An 18,531-nucleotide genomic window follows, 5' to 3' on the forward strand; every position below is an offset into this window, starting at 1 on the left:
ACGCTCGCCCGGGCTCCCACCTGGTGGGACGCCCCGTCCGGACCGTCCCGACGCTGTTAGCGTGAGCGCCATGCGCGCACCCATCGGAACGTTCGAGGACGCCGCTCCCGCCGCGGAACGGCTCGACCTCCTGCCCGCCCCCGTCGTCGCGGCGCTCACCGCCGGGTGGGGCGGATTCACCGCCGACCAGGTCCTCCACGTCGACAGCGACCCGGCCGTCGCCGACACCGCCGTCTTCGCCGAGCACCACGGCGCCGGCCTGCTCGACACCTCCGCCAACTGCGTCGTCGTGGCGGGCAAGCGCGGCCAGGACGTCACCCTCGCCGCCTGCGTGGTGCTCTCCCGCACCCGGGTCGACGTCAACGGCGCGGTCCGCAAGCACCTCGGGGCCCGCAAGGCGTCCTTCGCCCCCATGGAGACGGCGGTCGGCGAGAGCGGCATGGAGTACGGCGGCATCACCCCCATCGGGCTGCCCGCCGCCTGGCCCCTCCTGCTGGACCCCGCCGTGGTGGACGAGGAGTGGGTGCTGATCGGCAGCGGCAGCCGGCGCGGCAAGCTCATCGCGCCCGGCAAGGCGCTGGCGGCCCTGCCGGGAGCGGTGGTCGTCGAGGGCCTGGGCGTCTGACCCCTCCCGGGCCGCCCGCCCCGGCCTTCCCGGCCGGCCTCCGCTCCGGCCGTTTCCCGCCCCGGCCTTCCCGGCCGTGCTCCTCGGCGCCTTCCCCGGGGGGCGCTCCTCGCGCGGCGGCCGCTCAGCCGCTGGGCCGCCGCCGGTGCTCCGTGAGCCAGAGCGCGGCGAAGTCGACGGCCGCCCGCAGCCGCAGGAGCCTGCACTCCGCCGCACCCACCCGCCCCGCCCGTACGTCCCCCTCGGCCGCGGCCTCCTCGAAGGCCGCGCCCAGGGCCGGGAAGTCCCCGTCGTCCAGGGCCACATCCTCGTACTCCCACCACCGGCGCACCCCGCCCGGCGCGACCACGCACCGGTAAGCGCGGCGCGGCGGGCCGGGCGCCCGGTACTCGCCCAGGTGGAACGCCGTACACGTGGCGTAGCCGGTGCCGAGCAGCAGGACCCGGGCGTCCGCCTCGTACAGCCGGGCCAGCGGCGAGTCCTCCCCGAGGTGGCAGTCGGGGCGGTGCCCGGCGAGCAGCCGCCCCGCCCCGGGGCCGAGCGCCGCGAAGGAGGTCTGCGGGTGCGCGCTGCGCACGGACCCCGCCGCCGTCCGCACGGCCTCGGCCAGCGCGCCCATCGACGGCGCGGGCGTCAGCGAGGGGTCGTACGGATCCATCGAGGCGCGGACGGCCTCCACCGCCCCGGCGTCCAGGCCCCGCACCCGGGCGCGGTAGTGCGGGGAGGTGTCGGAGTTCTCCGGGGTGAAGGAGGGGACCACCACCGTCCCCTCCGGCCCCACGGCCCGGCGCAGCGCGGCCAGTACGCCCCGCGCGCCGTCCGCCACCGGGCCCACCGACCGCAGCGAGGCGTGCACCAGGAGCACATCGCCGGGCCGGACGCCCAGCGCGCTCAGCGCGGCCGTCGTGCGGGCCCCGTCGCTCACTTCGGTCACCTCGGTCGCGTCGTCCACGGCGGGAATCCTGCCCGCCGTGGAACACCCCGCACACCTGGACCGCCCGGCCGTCCCGTGCTCCTGGACCGCCCGGACCCGCTCCCGCCACCCGCCCGGACCGCTCAGGCGGCTCCGCCCAGCCGGGGGATCTCGATCGCGGGGCAACGGTCCATGACCATGTCCAGGCCCGCCGCCCGGGTCCGCGCGAAGGCGTCCGGGTCCACGACGCCGAGCTGGAACCAGACCGCCTTCGCCCCCGCCGCCACCGCCTCGTCCGCGACGGCGCCGGCCTGCCCGCTGTTGACGAACACGTCCACCACGTCGACCGGGAAGGGGATGTCGGCGAGCGAGGCGTATCCCTGCTCCCCGTGCACCGTCTCGGCCTTCGGGTGCACGGGCACCACCCGCTTGCCGAACCGCCGCAGGACCTCCGCCACGCCGAACGCCGCCCGGGAACGGTTGCCCGACAGGCCCACCACCGCCCAGGTGTCGCCCGTGTCCTGGAGAATCCGCCTGATCGTCGCGGGGTCCGCGTATCCGTCGTTCGCGTGCGTGCCGTCGATGTCCATGCCCGGACAACCGGCGGGCCCCGCCCGATCATTCCCGCCGGGACCGCCCGGCGCGGCGGCGCATAGGGTGGACGGATGCAGGAGCAGTACCGGACCGTCGCCCGCGCGGGTGTGCACGAGAGCGAGATCAACCGATCCCGTTTCCTCTGCTCCCTCGCCCCCGCCGCCACCGAACAGGAGGCGCAGGAGTTCGTCGCCCGCGTCCGCAAGGAGCACCCGACCGCCTCCCACAACTGCTACGCGTACGTGATCGGCGCCGACGCCTCCGTGCAGAAGGCGAGCGACGACGGCGAACCCGGCGGCACCGCGGGCGTCCCGATGCTCCAGATGCTGATGCGGCGGGAGGTGCGGTACGTCGCGGCGGTCGTCACCCGCTACTACGGCGGGGTCAAGCTCGGCGCCGGCGGACTGATCCGGGCGTACGGGGGCGTGGTCGGCGAAGCCCTCGACGCGCTCGGCACCCTCACGCGGCAGCGCTTCCGGCTCGCCACGGTCCGGGTCGACCACCAGCGCGCCGGGAAGCTGGAGAACGACCTGCGGGCCACCGGGCGGGACGTCCGCGAGGTCCGGTACGCCGAGGCCGTCACCATCGAGATCGGGCTGCCGGACGCCGACGTCGTGCCGTTCACCGGCTGGCTCGCCGACGCCACCGCCGGGACCGCCACCCTGGAGCTCGGCGGTGAGGCGTACGGCGACGTGTGACCGCCACCGCGCCCGGACGCGCGGGGCGAGGACGGTGCCGCGCCCGCCGGTGCACGGCCGATGCGGGTCCGGCGGGCCGACGGCGCTAGCGTGGTCGCTGCCGGACGGCAGGACGGGCCGCCCGTGCGCGGCCCACGGGGTGGAGGACGAGGACGATGCAGGTCGAAAGCGGCGGAGTGATCACGTGAGGCTCCTGCACACCTCGGACTGGCACCTGGGCCGGTCCTTCCACCGCGTCCCCCTGCTCGACGCCCAGGCCGCCTACCTCGACCACCTCGTGGCGACCGTGCGGGAGCGCGAGGTGGACGCGGTCCTCGTCGCGGGCGACGTCTACGACCGGGCCGTTCCGCCGCTCCCCGCCGTCGAGCTGTTCGACCGGGCGCTGCACCGGCTCGCCGCCGAGGGCGTGCCCACCGTCATGATCTCCGGCAACCACGACTCGGCCCGACGGCTCGGCGTCGGCGCCGGTCTCTTCGAACGGGCCGGCATCCACCTGCGGACCGATCCCGGGAACTGCGCCACTCCCGTCGTCCTCGCCGACGACCACGGGGAGGTGGCGTTCTACGGGCTGCCCTATCTGGAACCGGCCCTGGCCAAGGACGTCCTGGGGGCCTCCGGGACCGGGCACGAGGCGGTCCTCACCGCCGCCATGGACCAGGTCCGCGCCGACCTCGCCACCCGCCCCGCCGGCACCCGCTCCGTCGTCCTCGCCCACGCCTTCGTGGCGGGCGGGGAGCCCAGCGACAGCGAACGCGACATCACCGTCGGCGGGATCGCCGCGGTCCCCGCCGGCGTCTTCGACGGGGTCGACTACGTGGCGCTCGGCCACCTCCACGGCTCCCAGCGGGTCACCGCCCGGGTCCGCTACTCCGGTTCGCCGCTCGCGTACTCCTTCTCCGAGGCCGGCCACCGCAAGACCATGTGGCTCATCGACCTCGACGGCAACGGGGACATCGCCGCCGAGGAGCGGATCGACTGCCCCGCCGAACGCCCCCTCGCCCGGCTCCGCGGCCGTCTCGACACGCTGCTGGAGGACCCCGCCCTCGACCGCCACGAGCACGCCTGGGTCGAGGCCACCCTCACCGATCCGGTACGCCCCGCCGACCCGATGGCCCGGCTCGCCGGGCGCTTCCCGCACGCCCTCAGCCTCGTCTTCGACCCCGAGCGGCCGCCGGAGGAGCCGGGGACCACCTACGCCCAGCGGCTGAAGGGCCGCGACGACCACCAGATCGCCGAGGACTTCGTCGCCCACGTCCGCGGCGGCAGCGGCCCGAGCGACCTCGAACGCACCGTGCTGCGCGCCGCGTTCGACGACGTCCGGGTGGACGGGGCCGTGCGCGAGGTGACCCGGTGAGACTGCACCGCCTGAGCATCACCGCCTTCGGCCCGTTCGGCGCCACCCAGGAGGTCGACTTCGACGCCCTCTCCTCCGCCGGCCTCTTCCTCCTCCACGGCCCCACCGGCGCGGGCAAGACCTCCGTGCTGGACGCCGTCTGCTTCGCCCTGTACGGAGCCGTTCCCGGCGCCCGGCAGAGCCCCGGCGCCTCCCTGCGCAGCGACCACGCGCCCGTGGACCTGCCCACCGAGGTCCAGCTGGAGCTGACCGTCGGCGGCCGCCGCCTGGAGGTCACCCGCCGCCCCGCCCAGCCCCGCCCCAAGAAGCGCGGCGAGGGCTTCACCATGGAGAAGGCCCGGAGCCGGCTGCGCGGTCACGCCCCCGACCGCGGCTGGCACGCCCTCAGCACGTCGCACCAGGAGATCGGCGAGGAGCTGACGCGGCTCATCGGTATGAGCCGCGACCAGTTCTGCCAGGTCGTGCTGTTGCCGCAGGGCGACTTCGCCCGCTTCCTGCGCGCGGACGCCGAGGCGCGCGGCAAGCTCCTCGGCCGCCTCTTCGACACCCGCCGCTTCGCCGCCGTCGAGGAGCGCCTCGCCGAACTGCGCCGGACCGCCGAGGCCCAGGTCACCGCCGCCGACGAGCGGATCCTCGCCCTCGCCCAGCGCACCGCCCAGGCGGCCGGGCCCGCCGGGTCCGAGGCCGCCCCGGTCACGGCCCGCCCCGGTGAACCGGGACTCGCCGAAGCCGTGCTGGAGTGGGCCGCGATCGCCCGCTCCACCGCCCGCGAACGGCTCGACATCGCCCACCGCGCCGTCGCCGCCGCCGAGGACCGGCAGCGCGTGGCGCGCCGTGCCCTGGACGCCGAACGCGAACTCGCCCGCCTCCAGGCGAGGTTCGAGGAGACCAGGACGCGGCTCGCGGCGCTGGAGGAGGGGCGGGAGGAGCACGACCGCTGCCGGGAGCGGTTGGAACGCGCCCGGAAGGCCGACCGGGTCGCCCCCGCACTGGAGCTGCGCGACGAGGCCGAGCGGGCCCACCGCCGCGCGTCCGCCGCGCTCGACCGGGCCAGGGCGCAGCTGCCCCCCGACCTCGACGACGCGGGGCCGGACCGGCTCGCCGAGCTGGAACGCCGGTTCCGGCAGGAGCTGGGCGGCCTGGAGTCGGCCCGCCGGGCCGAGGCCCGCAGCCTCGCGATCGACGAGGAACGGGAGGAGCTGGAACGGGAGTCCCGGGCCGACGAGGCGACCGTACGCGACGCCGACGCCTGGCTGGCGGACTGGGACGCCGTCCACGCCGGACTCCGCGAGCGCATCGCGACCGCGCAGGAGGCCGCCACCCGGGCCGAACAGCTCGCCGGGCTCCTCGCACCGGCCCGCCGCCGACTGGAGGCCGCCCGCCGCCGCGACCTCCTGGCCGCCGAGGCCGAGACCGCCCGGCGGGAGCTCGCGGAGGCCCGGGAACGCGCGTTGGACGCCCAGGAGACCTGGCTCGGGCTGCGGGAGCGGCGGCTGCGGGACATCGCCGCGGAGCTGGCCGCCGGACTCGTCGCCGGTACGCCCTGCGCCGTCTGCGGATCCGCCGAGCACCCGGCCCCCGCGAGCGAGGGCGACGGCCACGTCGACCGGGCCGCCGAGGAGGCCGCCCTCGCCGCCCACCGCACCGCCGAGGAGAGCCGCGCCCGCGCGGAACAGGCCCTCGGACTCGTCCGTGAACGCCATGCCGCCGCCCGCGCGGAGGCCCGCGACGCGGACCCGGGGGCGGGCGCCGACGCCGGGGCCGACGAGGACCCCGGCCCGTCCGTCGACGAACTCCGCTCCACCGTCGAACGGCTGACCGCCGAGCACGCCGAGGCCCACCGCACCGCCGCCGGCACGCACGCCGCCCGCGAAGCCCTCGACGCCGCGGAGCGCGAGCACCGCGAACGCCTGGGCCTTCGCCAGGAGGCCGAACGCCGGGCCGCCGCCCGCACCTCCCGGCGTGAGGCCCTCGACCGCGAGCAGACGGTGCTGCGCGGCGACCTCGACGCCGTACGCGGTGAGTTCGGGTCCGTCGCCGCATACGCGGAACGCCTCACCCGCCGGGTGGCGCTGCTTGAAGAGGCCGCCGAGGCCGTACGTGCCGAACAGGACGCGGCCCGGCGGCGCAAGGAGGCCGACGGCCGGCTCTCCGACGCGGCCTTCCGGGCCGGCTTCGACACCCCGGAGGCCGCCGCCTCGGCGCTCCTGGACGCGGCGGCCCAACGCGACCTCCAGCACCGCGTCGACGCCTGGCAGGCCGAGGCCGCCGCGGTCGCCGACCGCCGTGCCGAACGCGACGCCCGCCAGGCCGCCGAACAGCCCCCGGCCCGGCCGTCGGCGGCGCAGGAGGGGTTCGAGGCGGCGGAACGGCTGGTGCGCGAGGCGTCCGCCGTCCGCGCCGCCGCCGAGCAGCGCTGTGCCGAGCTGGCCCGGCTCTCCCGGCAGGCCGCCGACGAGGTGCGCGAACTGGGTCCGGTGCGCCGGCAGTACGAGCGGATCGCCCGGCTCGCGGGCCTGGCGGCGGGCACCTCCGCCGACAACGAACGCAAGATGCGGCTGGAGTCGTACGTCCTGGCCGCCCGCCTGGAGCAGGTGGCCGCCGCCGCCACCGCGCGGCTGCGGCGGATGTCCTCCGGCCGTTACACGCTGGTCCACTCCGACGCCCGCACCGGCGGCCGCCGGGCCGGGCTCGGACTGCATGTGGTCGACGCCTGGACCGGCAGCGAACGCGACACCGCGACGCTCTCCGGCGGAGAGACGTTCTTCGTCTCGCTCGCCCTCGCGCTGGGCCTCGCCGACGTGGTGACCGAGGAGGCCGGCGGCGTACGCCTGGACACCCTCTTCATCGACGAGGGGTTCGGCAGCCTGGACGACCAGACCCTGGACGACGTGCTCGACGTACTGGACTCCCTGCGGGAGCGGGATCGCAGCGTGGGCATCGTCAGCCACGTGGCCGACCTGCGCCGCCGGATCCCCGCCCGGCTCGAAGTGGTGAAGGAGCGGCAGGGGTCGTCCGTACGCCACCGCCTGTGACCGGGCCGCGCGGCCCGTCCACCGCCCGGCCGAAGGCGCGCCCTGCCCGCACTCCGCCGCCGGGGCCCGCCCGACCGGACCGGCGCGGGCGCGCCGGGGCGAGGACCGGCGGGCCCAGCCGTTCGGCGTCGGCCACCGGCGCGGCGGTCTGCTCCGGCAGGTCGCTCGTCTTCCCCGCCGGTCGCCGCCGACCGCGGCTGCCGGGACGGGGGCCCGCCTCCGGTCAGGGCGCTCCGGCGGCGACCAGCGCGGCGAACAGACCCCCGGCGTCCGCTCCGGCGGGGAGCCCGCTGACCTGACCGTCGCCCACCTCCACCACCCGCCACGCGCCGTCCTCGCGCAACGCCAGGTCGGTGGTGATCCAGCGCAGCCCGAGACGGCCCACCGCCTCCCGCACGGCGGGGAGCCCGGGGGCCGGGGCCCGGCCGGGGGTGTCCGGATGGGCGGTGGTGAGCACCGCCCTGCCGTCCACCCACCACACCCGCGCCTCGCCGCCCGCGACGAACGGCTCGAAGGACCGCAGCACCGGGCCGCCCGTGAGGAAATCGCCCTGCAGTTCGACGAAACGGCCCACCACGGCCGCCAACTGCTCCCGGTCGGTCAACTCCGGTACGTAGCACGCCTCGTGCCATTCGTGCTTGCGGGATTTCACGTAGTCCTTCACGATGCCGGGCCCCGGCCCCAGGGGCGCCGCGAGCCCGGCCAGCGCGTCGGCGGAGGGCGGCGGAGCCCCCCGGGCGGTGGGGAGCCAGACGCTGCGCGGGGTGAGGTGGGCGAACTCCTCGTACCACCCGGGGAGTTCGTGGGCGCGCCGGTAGCCGGCGGCGCCGGTGCGCAGGGTGCAGCCCCGCGCGCCGAGCGCCGCCTCCAGCTCCGCGTACCGGTCGGAGGGGATCATCCACCCCCGGTACCAGTACGGTCCGGAGCCCCGCGCGACCCGGGCCACCGCTCCGGCCGCGTCCCCGGCGAGCAGCGCGTCATGGTCGACCAGCGCGGTCCGGCCGCCGGCCGCACGTACCGCCGCGACCTCGTCGGCGAACTGCGGATCGGGGCGTGCCGGCCTCAACGGGTCGGCGCAGAACAGGAATCCGCTCCGTTCGTCCACGACGGTCTTCTTCCCTCGTTTCCCGCGCTCCCCGGGCGGGGGTCGCGGCTCGTGCGCACCGTTCCAACGGGATCAGAGCCGGGACAGCTCGTCCACCAGATCGTCCAGGCCCAGCGAGCCCTGGGAGAGCGCCGCCATGTGCCAGGACTTGAGGTCGAACGCGTCGCCGTGCGCGGCGCGCGCGTTCTCCCGGCCGAGCAGCCAGGCGCGCTCCCCGAGCTTGTAGCCGATGGCCTGGCCCGGCATCGACAGGTAGCGGGTCAGCTCGCTCTCCACGAAATCGGCGGGACGGCCGCTGTGGTTGCCGAAGAACTCCTGCGCCAGCGCGGGCGTCCAGCGCTCGCCCGGGTGGAAGGGGGAGTCCGCCGGGATCTCCAGCTCCAGGTGCATGCCGATGTCGACGATCACCCGGCAGGCGCGCATCATCTGGGCGTCCAGGTAGCCGAGCCGCCGCTCCGGGTCGGGCAGGAAGCCCAACTCGTCCATCAGCCGCTCCGCGTACAGCGCCCAGCCCTCGGCGTTGGCGCTGACCATGCCGATCGACGCCTGGTAGCGGGAGAGGCTGTCGGCCACGTGCGCCCACTGGGCGATCTGCAGGTGGTGGCCGGGCACCCCCTCGTGGTACCAGGTGGAGACCAGGTCGTACACCGGGAAGCGGGTCTCGCCCATGGTGGGCAGCCAGGTGCGGCCGGGGCGGGAGAAGTCCTCGGACGGGCCGGTGTAGTAGGGCGCGGCGGCCCCGCCGGGCGGCGCGATACGGGACTCCACCTTCCGTACCCGCTCGGCCAGGTCGAAGTGCGTGCCGTCCAGCGCCTCGATCGCCTCGTCCATCAGGCCCTGCAGCCACGCGCGGACCTCTTCCACGCCCTCGATGTGCTCACCGTGCACATCGAGGTGGGCGAGCGCCTCCCAGGGCCCGGATCCGGGCAGCACCTTCTCGGCCTCGGTCTTCATCTCGGCCAGCAGCCGGTGGTACTCCGACCAGCCGTACGCGTACGCCTCGTCGAGGTCCAGGTCGGTGCCGTTGTACAGCCGCGACCAGCGGGCGTAGCGCTCCCGGCCGACCGGGTCCGGGGCCCCCTCGACCGCCGGGGCGTACACGTCGCGCATCCAGTCCCGCAGCGCCAGCACCGAGGCCGTCGCCTGCCCGGCGGCCTCGTCCAGCTCGGCCCGCAGGGACGCGGGTCCCGGCGCCACGAACTCGGTGAAGAACCCCGCGCCCCCGCCTTCCCCGCCCCACTCCGTGAGCTGCCCGACGAAGGTGGCGGTCGCGCGCGGACCGCCGTACAGCTTGCGCTCCAGACCGAGCGCGAGCGAGGCGCGGTACCCCTCGTACGCGGCGGGCACCGCGCGAAGGCGCTCCACGACCGCCGCCCAGTCCTCGTCCGTCGCGGTGGGCGTGAGCGTGAAGACCTCGGTGATGCTGTGGGCGGGCGACGACAGGTTGGATACGGCCCGCAGCCCCTCCTCGGCCTCGTGCACGGCGAGTTCCGCCGTCAGCCGCTCCCGCAGGAGACGTCCGCAGCGCCGCTCGGCATCGCTGTCCGCACCGGGGCGCCGCTCGGCGGCGTCCAGCTCGCGCAGCGTGGCACGGATGAGGTCGGCGGTCGCGGCCTGTCCCGCCGGGGAGAAGTCGGGCAGCCGGCGCGAGCTTTCGGGGACACCCAGGTGGGTGCCGGTGATGGGATCGAGTTCGATGATCGCGTCGACGTAGGCGTCGGCGACCTGACGGGGCAGCGCGCTGCTCGAAGTGTCTGACATGCGGACATCCTTCTACGGAGGCGGCCCTCCCGTCACCACCGGGGCCGCCCGGTGTCCGAACTCCGCCGGCCGGCCGGCGTCCGGGGCCGGACGGCCCGCCCGGTACGCGGCCCGCCCCGGTGCGTGGGCCCCGCCGGTCAGTTCGCGGCGGGCGGCAGCAGCGGGCCGCACTCCCACTGCTGGAAGATCAGCCGGGTGTCCACCCGGGCCACCTCCCGGCGCGCGGTGAACTCGTCCAGGACCAGCCGTTGCAGATCGGCCGCGTCCGCCACCGCCACCTGCACCAGGTAGTCGTCGGGGCCGGTGAGGTGGAACAAGGCCCGCGCCTCCGGCAGCGACCTGATCCGTTCGACGAACGGCCCGATCAACTCCCGGCGGTGCGGCCGGACCTGGACCAGGAGCAACGCCTGGAGCCCCCGGCCGAGCTTCGCCGGATCGAGGCGCAGCTGATCGCCGAGGATCACCCCGCTGCGGCGCAGCCGGGCCACCCGGTCCAGACACGTCGAGGCCGCCACGCCGACCTCGGCCGCGAGCTCGCGGTACGTGGTCCGCGCATCGTTCTGCAGCAGCCGCAGGATGTGCAGGTCCACCGGATCGAGAGCGACGGAATCGGACATACGGCGAACGTAGCACGGTGATTCACCCCTACGGTCCGGTAGCTGTTCAGAGTGACGGCATGGACGACGAAGTCTCGACGACGCCCCCTGCCGCCACCCCGCCCAGGGCCCTCGCCACCGAAGCCGTGCACGCCGGACGCGACGACCTCGCCTCCCTCGGCCTGCACGCCCCGCCGATCGACCTGTCCACCACCTACCCCTCCTACGACTCGCGTGCCGAGGCGATGCGGATCGACGCCTTCGCCGCCACCGGGGCCCGTCCGGACGGGCCGCCGGTCTACGCCCGGCTGGACAACCCCACCACGGGCCGCTTCGAGACGGCGCTCGCCCGGCTGGAGGGCGCCGAGAGCGCCGTCGCCTTCGCCAGCGGGATGGCCGCGCTGTCGGCGGTGCTGCTCGCCCGCGCCGGCCAGGGGCTGCGCCATGTCGTCGCGGTCCGGCCGCTCTACGGCTGCAGCGACCACCTGCTCGGCGCCGGACTGCTGGGCACCGAGGTGACCTGGACCGACCCCGCGGGCATCGCCGACGCCATCCGCCCCGACACCGGGCTGGTGATGATCGAGACCCCGGCCAACCCGACGCTGGCCGAGATCGACATCCGGGCCGTCGCCCACGCCTGCGGGACCGTGCCGCTGCTGGTGGACAACACCTTCGCCACCCCCGTCCTGCAGCGGCCCCTGGAGGAGGGGGCCCGGATCGTCCTGCACAGCGCCACCAAGTACCTCGGCGGCCACGGCGACGTCATGGGCGGCGTGGTCGCCTGCGACGAGGAGTTCGCCGCCGTGCTGCGGCAGGTGCGGTTCGCCACCGGCGGAGTGCTGCACCCGCTGGCCGGTTATCTGCTGCTGCGCGGCCTGTCCACGCTTCCGGTACGCGTCCGGGCGGCCTCGGCGAGCGCGGCCGAACTGGTCCGCAGGCTCACCGCCGACCCGCGGGTCGCCCGCGTGCACTACCCGCGGATCGGCGGCGCGATGGTCTCCTTCGAGGTGTACGGAGATCCGCACCGGGTGATCGCCGGGGTACGGCTCATCACCCCCGCGGTCAGCCTCGGCAGCGTCGACTCGCTGATCCAGCACCCGGCCTCCATCAGCCACCGCATCGTGGAGGAGGGGGACCGGCGGGCGTCCGGCGTCGGCGACCGGCTGCTGCGGATGTCGGTCGGTCTGGAGGACGTCGAGGACCTGTGGGCCGATCTGTGCCAGGCGCTCAGTGACGGGCCCGTTCCGCCGGCGCGGAAGGCCGACCAGCCTGTTCGGGCGTCAGCCGGGCGGTGATGACGAGCGTGCCCTCCTCGATCTGGTAGTCGAGGGGCAGCTCCAGTCCCCGCATCGCCGCCACCATGCCGGTGTTGCGGGACTGCGTCACCGCGTACACGCTGTGGCAGCCCGCCTCCCCGGCCATCGCCACCAGCCGGGCGAGCAGCCCGGAGCCGATGCCGCGGCGCTGCCACTCGTCCTCCACGAGGAGGGCGACCTCGGTCTCGTCCCCGTCCCACAGGAGGTGGCCCAGCGCCACCACCTTGCCGGAAGCCGTCCGCACCGCCAGGGTGCGGCCGAAGCGGGGGTTGAGCAGGTGGTCGAGGTAGCGGTCGGCGTCCTTGACGGGGCCGTGGTAGCGCAGCCCCAGGGTGCGCGGCGAGCAGCGGTCGTGCAGGGCGCGGGCGGCGGCGAGATCGCCGCGGTCCGCGCGCCGCACGGTGATCTCCTCGCCCTCGGGCAGCGTGAGGACGTCCGTGCCGCGCGGCACCCGGGGACCGAGCCGGGCGTCCAGCTCGACCAGGGCGCGGGCCCGCGCGAACTCGGTGGGCGTGAACGGCAGGTAGGGCCGCTCGACGGAGATGACACCGCCGGACGGGTCGCGCAGACGCATCACCGTCTCCTCCAGCACGCCCTCGACCGGGGCGCTCTGCCCGGTCTCCCGGCCGGTGACGGAGACGGCGGGCAGCGAGTGGATCGTGCACCGGCCGAGCAACTGGCGAAGGGCCAGCGGAAGTTCGGCCGAGTCCAGCGCCGTCCGGGTGGCCAGGGACAGCACCCGGGCCGGGGTGTCGACCAGGTCGTGGGCGTCCGCCCGCTCGATCCAGGTGGACGTGCCGCCCGCGGCCGCGACCTCCCGGGACAGCTCCTGCGCCGGGAGCGGCGCCGGGGCCCGGAGCAGGAACTCGTCGACGGCCCCCCGCGCCAGCGGGTGCGTCTGGAGGGTGAGGATGTCCACCCGCAGTCCGGCGAGGGCCAGGCACAGGGCGGCCAGACTGCCCGGGGCGTCGTGCACCGTCGTCCGGAGCCGCCACAGCACGGTCTCCTCCGAGCCGGTGAGCCCGTCGGCACGGCCGCTCCCCGCCTCGCTCCGGGCCCCGGTCCCGGCGTCCGCTTCTCCGCCGCCGGGACCGGAGCCCGCCGGATCCGGCGGCGGAGCGTGACCGTGGCGCCGGGCCCACCACGTGTGGAACGCGGCAGTGGCCACCAGCGCCACCGCCGACGCCATGAGCAGGAAAGGCCCGTCCGGCTGGTGCCCGATCAGGTTGGCGATCGCGTCGGCCACGGCCACGGCGGTGAACAGGGCGGCCAGTTCGATCAGGTCCCGCCGCCAGTGGTGCGGACGGCGGGCGCTCTTCGCGGAGGTCACATCAGTCATGTCCTCACTGTGAAGGACCGGTGTTGCCTGATCACGAACGCCTTGTGACCGATGGGTTACGGGTCGATCCGTTCGCCTATCGTCGCTTTCGGCCGGGTTCGGCTGCGGTCAGACCCTGATGCGGTCCCCCCGCCGCCGTTCACTGGCCGACGCGGCCCGGCCGGAGCACCTTGGTGAACAGCACCGAGCCGCCCTCGGCCCGCAGGCGCACGGTCAGCTCCGCGCTTTCGCCGTCGATCTCCACCTCCCCGAAGTACTGCGGCGACTCCATCGGCGAGACGTTCGCCCGCTCGGGGGCCCGCACGAAGACCCGGTCCGGGCCGAAGGTTCCGTCCAGCGCGTTGGCCGGGAACCCGCCCGCCGCCAGCGGGCCCGAGACGAACTCCCAGAACGGGGCGAAGTCCTTGAAGGCCGCCCGCTCCGGCGCGTAGTGCTGCGCCGAGGTGTAGTGCACATCCGCCGTCAGCCACACGGTGCCGGTGATCCTGCGGTGGTTGATGAACCGGAGCAGTTCGGCGATCTGGAGCTCCCGCCCCAGCGGCGCCCCGGGGTCGCCCTGCGCCACCGCCTCGAAGTCGACCGCCCCGTCCGGGACCACGAGCCCGAGCGGCATGTCGGCGGCGATCACCTTCCACTCCGCCCGGGAGGCGGCGAGCGCCCGCTTCAGCCACCGCGCCTGCTCGGCCCCGAGGATGCCCGTCGTGTCGTCGGCCTGCCGCCCGGGGGAGTTGGCGTTGCGGTACGAGCGCATGTCGAGCACGAACACGTCGAGCAGCGGGCCGTGGTGGACCACCCGGTACATGCGCGAGCGCCGCCCGGAACCGTACGAGGGCGCGAGCGGCACGTACTCGTGGAAGGCGCGCACCGAACGCGCCGCGAGGATGTCCACGTTCTTCTCGGTGTAGCGGGCGTCGTCCAGGATCTGGCCCGGGTACCAGTTGTTGCGCACTTCGTGGTCGTCCCACTGCACCACGGAGGGCACCTGGGCGTTGAAGCGGCGGACGTTGTGGTCGAGCAGGTTGTAGCGGAAGTTGCCCCGGTACTCGTCCAGCGTCTCGGCGACCTTGGCCTTCTCCTCGGTCACCACGTTGCGCCAGACCCTGCCGTCCGGCAGCGTGACGCTCTCCTCCAACGGGCCGTCCGCGTAGACGCTGTCGCCGCTGCACAGGAAGAAGTCCGGGTCCAGCCGGCGCATCTCCTCGTACACCCGGTAGCCGCCGGTCTCCGGGTTGATGCCCCAGCCCTGCCCCGCGATATCGCCCGACCACAGGAACCGCACCCCGGAGCGGCGCCGGGCCGGAGCGGTGCGGAACGTCCCGTAGACCGGTTTTCCGGTACGGCGCGGATCGGCCGGATCGACGAGCGTCACGCGGTAGTGCACCTGCTCGCCCGGGGGGAGCCCGTACAGCGGGGTGGTGCCGGTGAAGTCCGTTCCGGGGCCGATCGACGGTCCGTACCACCGGCGCGCCCGCCGGAACGACTCGGTCGCCGAGGTCTCCACCAGCATCCGGGCGGGCCGGTCCGAGCGCACCCACACCAGCGCCGACGACGAGGTGACGCCGCCCACCTGCACACCCCAGGACGCCTCGGGGCGCCCCGCCAGGTGCAGCGCGGGGGCCGCCGAGGAGGCCGCGGGCGTGAGGGCGACCGCCGCCGGGGCGATCAGCGAGCCGCGCAGGACGGCGCGGCGGCCGGGCGAGGGGAGACGGGGGCGGAGCGGACGGAGCGGACGGTAGGACACGAAGCGCCTCCGGGGCGGTGGTCGGGCGGTGCGCCGTTCGCGGGAGGACCGCGGACCGGCGCCGGTCTCGGCCCATGCCTAGCGCCCCGCGGAGGCCGGAGCCCCAACCCCGGATGAACGGCGCCCGTCCTCCGGGGCCGGCCGGTCAGCCGGGGGCGGGCCGGCCGGAACGCACCGCCGCCGCCAACGCCGCGACGCCCCGGGCGATGTCGGCGGGGGCGAGGTGCGCGTACCCCAGGACGAGCGGCAGGGCGCCGTCCCCGGAGCCGGCCGTTCCGCAGTCGCGCAGCGGCCGCAGCGCGATGCCCGCCGAGGCCGCCCGCTCCAGGAAGAGGTCTTCGGGGCCGTACCGGGCGGGCAGCCGGGCGATGACGTGCAGCCCCGCCGCGATGCCGCTGACCGCCGAGCCGGGGAAGTGCTCGTCGAGGGCGGCCACCATCGCGTCCCGCCGCTCCCGGTAGGCCCGTTGGCAGCGCCGCAACTGCCGGTCGTAGCCGCCGCGCACGATGAAGTCGGCCAGGGTCGCCTGGTCGAGCACCGGGTTGCCGAGGTCCATGGTCCGCTTGCGGGCGACGACCCGCTCGGTGAGCGCGGCGGGGGCGACCAGCCAGCCGAGCCGCAGGCCGGGAGCGAGCGACTTGCTCACGGACCCGGTGTAGACGACCCGCTCGGGGTCCAGCCCCTGCAGGGCGCCCACCGGCTCCCGGTCGTAGCGGAAGTCCCCGTCGTAGTCGTCCTCCATGATCACGGCGTCCGCTCTCCGCGCCCAGTCCAGCAACGCGCCGCGGCGCCGCGCGGAGTACCCGATGCCGGTGGGGAACTGGTGCGCGGGGGTGGTCACCACCGCGCGCACGCCGGAGCGCTCCAGGGGCGCGAGGGCGAGGCCGTCGTCGTCGAGGGGGAGCGGGACCGTGTCCAGACCGGTCGCCGCGAACAGCGTCGCGTGCTCCGGGCTGCCCGGGTCCTCCACCCCGACCGAGGCCACGCCCTCGTCCCGGAGCACGAAGCCGAGCAGGGTCGTCGCCTGCGCCACCCCCGAGCAGACCACCAGACGCTCCGGATCGGCCACCACGCCCCGGCGCCGGGCCAGCAGCCCGGCCAGCGCCTCGCGCAGCTCCGGCAGCCCGCGCGGGTCGGGGTAGCCCAGTGCGCGGTGCGGCAGCCGGCCGGACACCGTCCGCTGGGCGGCGCTCCACGCGCTGCGCGGGAAGAGGGACAGGTCGGGGGTGCCGGGCCGGAAGTCGTACCGCGCGCCCGCCGCACGCGGCGCACGGTCGCGCACGGGATGCTCCGCCGCGCGTACGCCGTCGCTCACCCAGGTGCCCGCGCCCCGCCCGCTCCGCAGATACCCCTCGGCGGTGAGCTGCTCGTACGCCTCGGTGACCAGCCCGCGCGACACCCCCAGATCGGCGGCGAGCTCCCGGCTGGCAGGCAGCCGGGTGCCGGCCGCGAGGCGGCCCGAGCGCACCGCCTCACGGAGCGCGGACCGGAGCGCGCGCCCCCGCCCGCGCGCCGGAGCGGCAGCGGCGGGCAGCAGCAACTCCCAGGCCGGAGAGAGGGGTTCCGCCGAGGAGCGGCGCGCATTGGTCCCCGAAGACGTCATGGAAGTGGACCTTAAACCGGACCGGCGGCGACCCTAGCGTCGCCCCCATGAACACAACCTCTCTGCGCGGAGCCCTTCTCGCGGCCTTCGCGTGTGTGCTGGTGGGGGCGTCCTTCACCGCCAACAGCGTGCTCGGCGACTATCCGTTCGCGGGCGGCCAGGCCCTCCGCTACGCGCTCGCCGCGCTCCTGCTCGTCCCCTTCCTGCGGGGCGGCCCCGACTCCGTCACCGAACGGCTCCGGCGCCTGACCCGCCGCCAGTGGGGGCGGATCGCGCTGCTCGCCGCCGTGGGCATGGTCGGGTTCAACCTGGCCGTCCTGGCGGCCGAGCAGTCGGCGGAGCCAGCCGTTCCGGGGGTCCTCGTCGGCTGTGCGCCCATCGTGGTCGGGGTGCTCGTCCCGCTGCTGGAGCGCCGTCGCCCGACCCGCCTCACGCTGTACGCGGCCGGACTCGTCGCCGTCGGGGCGTTCACCGTCCAGGGCTGGGGGCGAACCGACCTGGCGGGCGTGCTGTTCTCGGTCGGCGCGCTCGGCGGAGAGGTCGGCTTCGCGGTCCTCGCCGTCCCCGTGCTGCGGCCGCTCGGCGCGAAGCTGCTCTCCGCGACGGTGTGCGGCGTCGCCGCCGCCGAGGCGGCGCTGCTCGGTGTGCTGATGGACGGCGGTTCGTTCCTGCGGGTTCCGACCGGCGGCGAGGCGGCGGCGCTGCTGTGGCAGGCCGCCGTCGTCACCGTGGTCGGGTTCGTCTGCTGGTACAGCGGGATCCAGCGCATCGGGGCCGAACGGGCCACCCTCTTCTCCGGGTTGATCCCGGTCTCCGCCGCCCTCACCGCACCCCTGGCCGGGGCCGGGACGTACGGCCTCGCCCAGGGCGCGGGGAGCCTCCTGGTCGGGGCCGGTGTGGCGTACGGTTCCGGCGTCCTCGGCCGCCGCCCCGCCGCCGCGAGCCGCCGTCCCGCCGCCGCGACCCGGCGCACCGGCCGACCGGTCCGGCGGCCGGGGTCAGCGGCTGGTGTCCAGGATGACGCGGGACACCAGGGCGGGATCGTCGTTCATCGGGACGTGCCCGCAGCCGGGCAGCCGGACGAGCCGGGCCTCCGGGAGCGCCCGCTTGGCGCGGATCCCCTGCCTGCGCAGCAGTATCCGGTCGCCGGTGCCCCAGGCGACGGTGACGGGGACGCCCTTCACGTTCAGGTCGAAGGGCGCGCCGCGGCCGGCCGCCATCGTGGCGTGAAAGCCGGTCGCCTCGCGCAGGGCGAGCGTCTCGGCGACGACGGCCTGCGGTGAACGCCTGCCGGGCCGGGCGTAGATGGTGCTGGTGAGAGCCGCCCGGCCGGCCGCGCTGCGCGACAGGCGTTCGATCAGCGGCACCGGCATCGCCAGCGCGGCCCGGCGCATCGCCCGCAGCGTGCCGAAGGCGTACCGGCGTTCGGGCTCGTTCCAGAAGCCCGCCGGGGAGAGCGCGGTCACCGACCGCACCAGGCCGGTGCGGCCGAGCTCCAGCGCGAGCAGGCCGCCCAGGGAGTTCCCCGCCACGTGGGGGCGGTCCAGGCCGAGTTCGGCGCAGAACGCCCCGAGCACCGCGCCGACGGTCGGGAGATCGTAGGGGACTCCGTCCGGCAGCGCGGGCGAGGCGCCGAAGCCGGGCAGGTCCACGGCTATCACCTCGCGCTCGGCGGCCAGGATGCGGGACACCGGATCCCATGCCCGCAGGTGGTGCCCGATCCCGTGCAGGAGCAGCACCGGTTCACCCGAGCCGGTCCGTTCGTAGGCGACCGCGACCCGGCGGGGGCCTGCGGTCGTCGCGACGGTGAAGGAGGCCGTGGTCGTCATGGTGCTGCTCCCTGGGGTGGGT

14 protein-coding genes and 1 pseudogene are annotated in these 18,531 nt (G+C 75.7%); 6 read left to right on the plus strand and 9 right to left on the minus strand.

Going from position 1 to position 18,531, the window contains the following annotated elements:
* Window positions 1–70 precede the first annotated feature (70 nt).
* Complete coding sequence (locus tag ACH4K1_RS21560) at window positions 71–625, plus strand: YbaK/EbsC family protein (protein ID WP_398090884.1); 555 nt, start codon at window positions 71–73, stop codon at window positions 623–625.
* A gap of 124 nt (window positions 626–749) precedes the next feature.
* Here the strand turns inward: ACH4K1_RS21560 and ACH4K1_RS21565 are convergent, their stop codons facing one another.
* Together ACH4K1_RS21565 and ACH4K1_RS21570 are read right to left on the minus strand one after the other, a co-directional pair.
* Window positions 750–1,577 carry an aminoglycoside N(3)-acetyltransferase gene (locus tag ACH4K1_RS21565; protein WP_398090885.1) on the minus strand — a complete coding sequence of 276 codons (828 nt, stop codon included), beginning with the start codon at window positions 1,575–1,577 and terminating at the stop codon, window positions 750–752.
* A gap of 104 nt (window positions 1,578–1,681) precedes the next feature.
* Window positions 1,682–2,128 carry a CoA-binding protein gene (locus ACH4K1_RS21570; protein WP_398090886.1) on the minus strand — a complete coding sequence of 149 codons (447 nt, stop codon included), beginning with the start codon at window positions 2,126–2,128 and terminating at the stop codon, window positions 1,682–1,684.
* A 75-nt stretch (window positions 2,129–2,203) separates the two neighbouring features.
* Between ACH4K1_RS21570 and ACH4K1_RS21575 the strand changes: the two genes are divergently transcribed.
* The 3 genes from ACH4K1_RS21575 (at window position 2,204) to ACH4K1_RS21585 (ending at window position 7,219) form a co-directional block, all read left to right on the plus strand.
* A complete protein-coding gene (locus ACH4K1_RS21575) occupies window positions 2,204–2,830 on the plus strand; it encodes a YigZ family protein (protein WP_228992302.1) in 627 nt (208 codons plus the stop codon).
* Between the two features lie 184 nt (window positions 2,831–3,014).
* On the plus strand, window positions 3,015–4,184 hold the full coding sequence (locus tag ACH4K1_RS21580; RefSeq protein WP_398090887.1) for an exonuclease SbcCD subunit D: 1,170 nt from the start codon (window positions 3,015–3,017) through the stop codon (window positions 4,182–4,184).
* The gene (locus ACH4K1_RS21585) at window positions 4,181–7,219 is read left to right on the plus strand and encodes an AAA family ATPase (RefSeq protein WP_398090888.1); all 3,039 of its coding nucleotides are present in this window, start codon (window positions 4,181–4,183) and stop codon (window positions 7,217–7,219) included. The genes ACH4K1_RS21580 and ACH4K1_RS21585 overlap by 4 nt, the downstream gene beginning before the upstream one ends.
* Window positions 7,220–7,442: 223 nt before the next feature.
* Here the strand turns inward: ACH4K1_RS21585 and ACH4K1_RS21590 are convergent, their stop codons facing one another.
* From ACH4K1_RS21590 to ACH4K1_RS21600, 3 genes are all read right to left on the minus strand, one after another.
* Complete coding sequence (locus ACH4K1_RS21590) at window positions 7,443–8,324, minus strand: ATP-grasp domain-containing protein (RefSeq protein ID WP_398090889.1); 882 nt, start codon at window positions 8,322–8,324, stop codon at window positions 7,443–7,445.
* A 72-nt stretch (window positions 8,325–8,396) separates the two neighbouring features.
* Window positions 8,397–10,085 carry a DUF885 domain-containing protein gene (locus ACH4K1_RS21595; protein ID WP_398090890.1) on the minus strand — a complete coding sequence of 563 codons (1,689 nt, stop codon included), beginning with the start codon at window positions 10,083–10,085 and terminating at the stop codon, window positions 8,397–8,399.
* Window positions 10,086–10,222: 137 nt separating this feature from the next.
* The gene (locus ACH4K1_RS21600; RefSeq protein ID WP_398090891.1) at window positions 10,223–10,702 is read right to left on the minus strand and encodes an Lrp/AsnC family transcriptional regulator; all 480 of its coding nucleotides are present in this window, start codon (window positions 10,700–10,702) and stop codon (window positions 10,223–10,225) included.
* A 59-nt stretch (window positions 10,703–10,761) separates the two neighbouring features.
* On the opposite strand from ACH4K1_RS21600, the gene ACH4K1_RS21605 reads away from it, so the two are divergent.
* A complete protein-coding gene (locus ACH4K1_RS21605; RefSeq protein WP_398090892.1) occupies window positions 10,762–11,976 on the plus strand; it encodes a trans-sulfuration enzyme family protein in 1,215 nt (404 codons plus the stop codon).
* Here the strand turns inward: ACH4K1_RS21605 and ACH4K1_RS21610 are convergent.
* From ACH4K1_RS21610 to ACH4K1_RS21620, 3 genes are all read right to left on the minus strand, one after another.
* A complete protein-coding gene (locus ACH4K1_RS21610) occupies window positions 11,909–13,327 on the minus strand; it encodes a GNAT family N-acetyltransferase (protein WP_398090992.1) in 1,419 nt (472 codons plus the stop codon). The genes ACH4K1_RS21605 and ACH4K1_RS21610 overlap by 68 nt on opposite strands.
* Window positions 13,328–13,475: 148 nt before the next feature.
* Window positions 13,476–15,077, minus strand: coding sequence for an alkaline phosphatase D family protein (locus ACH4K1_RS21615; RefSeq protein WP_398090893.1), 1,602 nt, complete (start codon window positions 15,075–15,077; stop codon window positions 13,476–13,478).
* 145 nt (window positions 15,078–15,222) lie between these two features.
* On the minus strand, window positions 15,223–16,680 hold the full coding sequence (locus tag ACH4K1_RS21620) for a PLP-dependent aminotransferase family protein (protein ID WP_398090894.1): 1,458 nt from the start codon (window positions 16,678–16,680) through the stop codon (window positions 15,223–15,225).
* Between the two features lie 47 nt (window positions 16,681–16,727).
* Between ACH4K1_RS21620 and ACH4K1_RS21625 the strand changes: the two are divergent.
* Window positions 16,728–17,570: pseudogene (locus ACH4K1_RS21625) on the plus strand (EamA family transporter); the annotation flags it as partial.
* Between the two features lie 108 nt (window positions 17,571–17,678).
* On the opposite strand, the gene ACH4K1_RS21630 reads toward ACH4K1_RS21625, so the two are convergent.
* Entirely contained in the window at window positions 17,679–18,509 is an 831-nt protein-coding gene (locus ACH4K1_RS21630) for an alpha/beta fold hydrolase (protein WP_398090895.1), read from the minus strand.
* Between the last annotated feature and the right edge of the window lie 22 nt (window positions 18,510–18,531).

The organism is Streptomyces sp. NPDC017448 (assembly GCF_044330565.1).
In the GTDB taxonomy this organism is placed as follows: Bacteria; Actinomycetota; Actinomycetes; order Streptomycetales; family Streptomycetaceae; genus Streptomyces.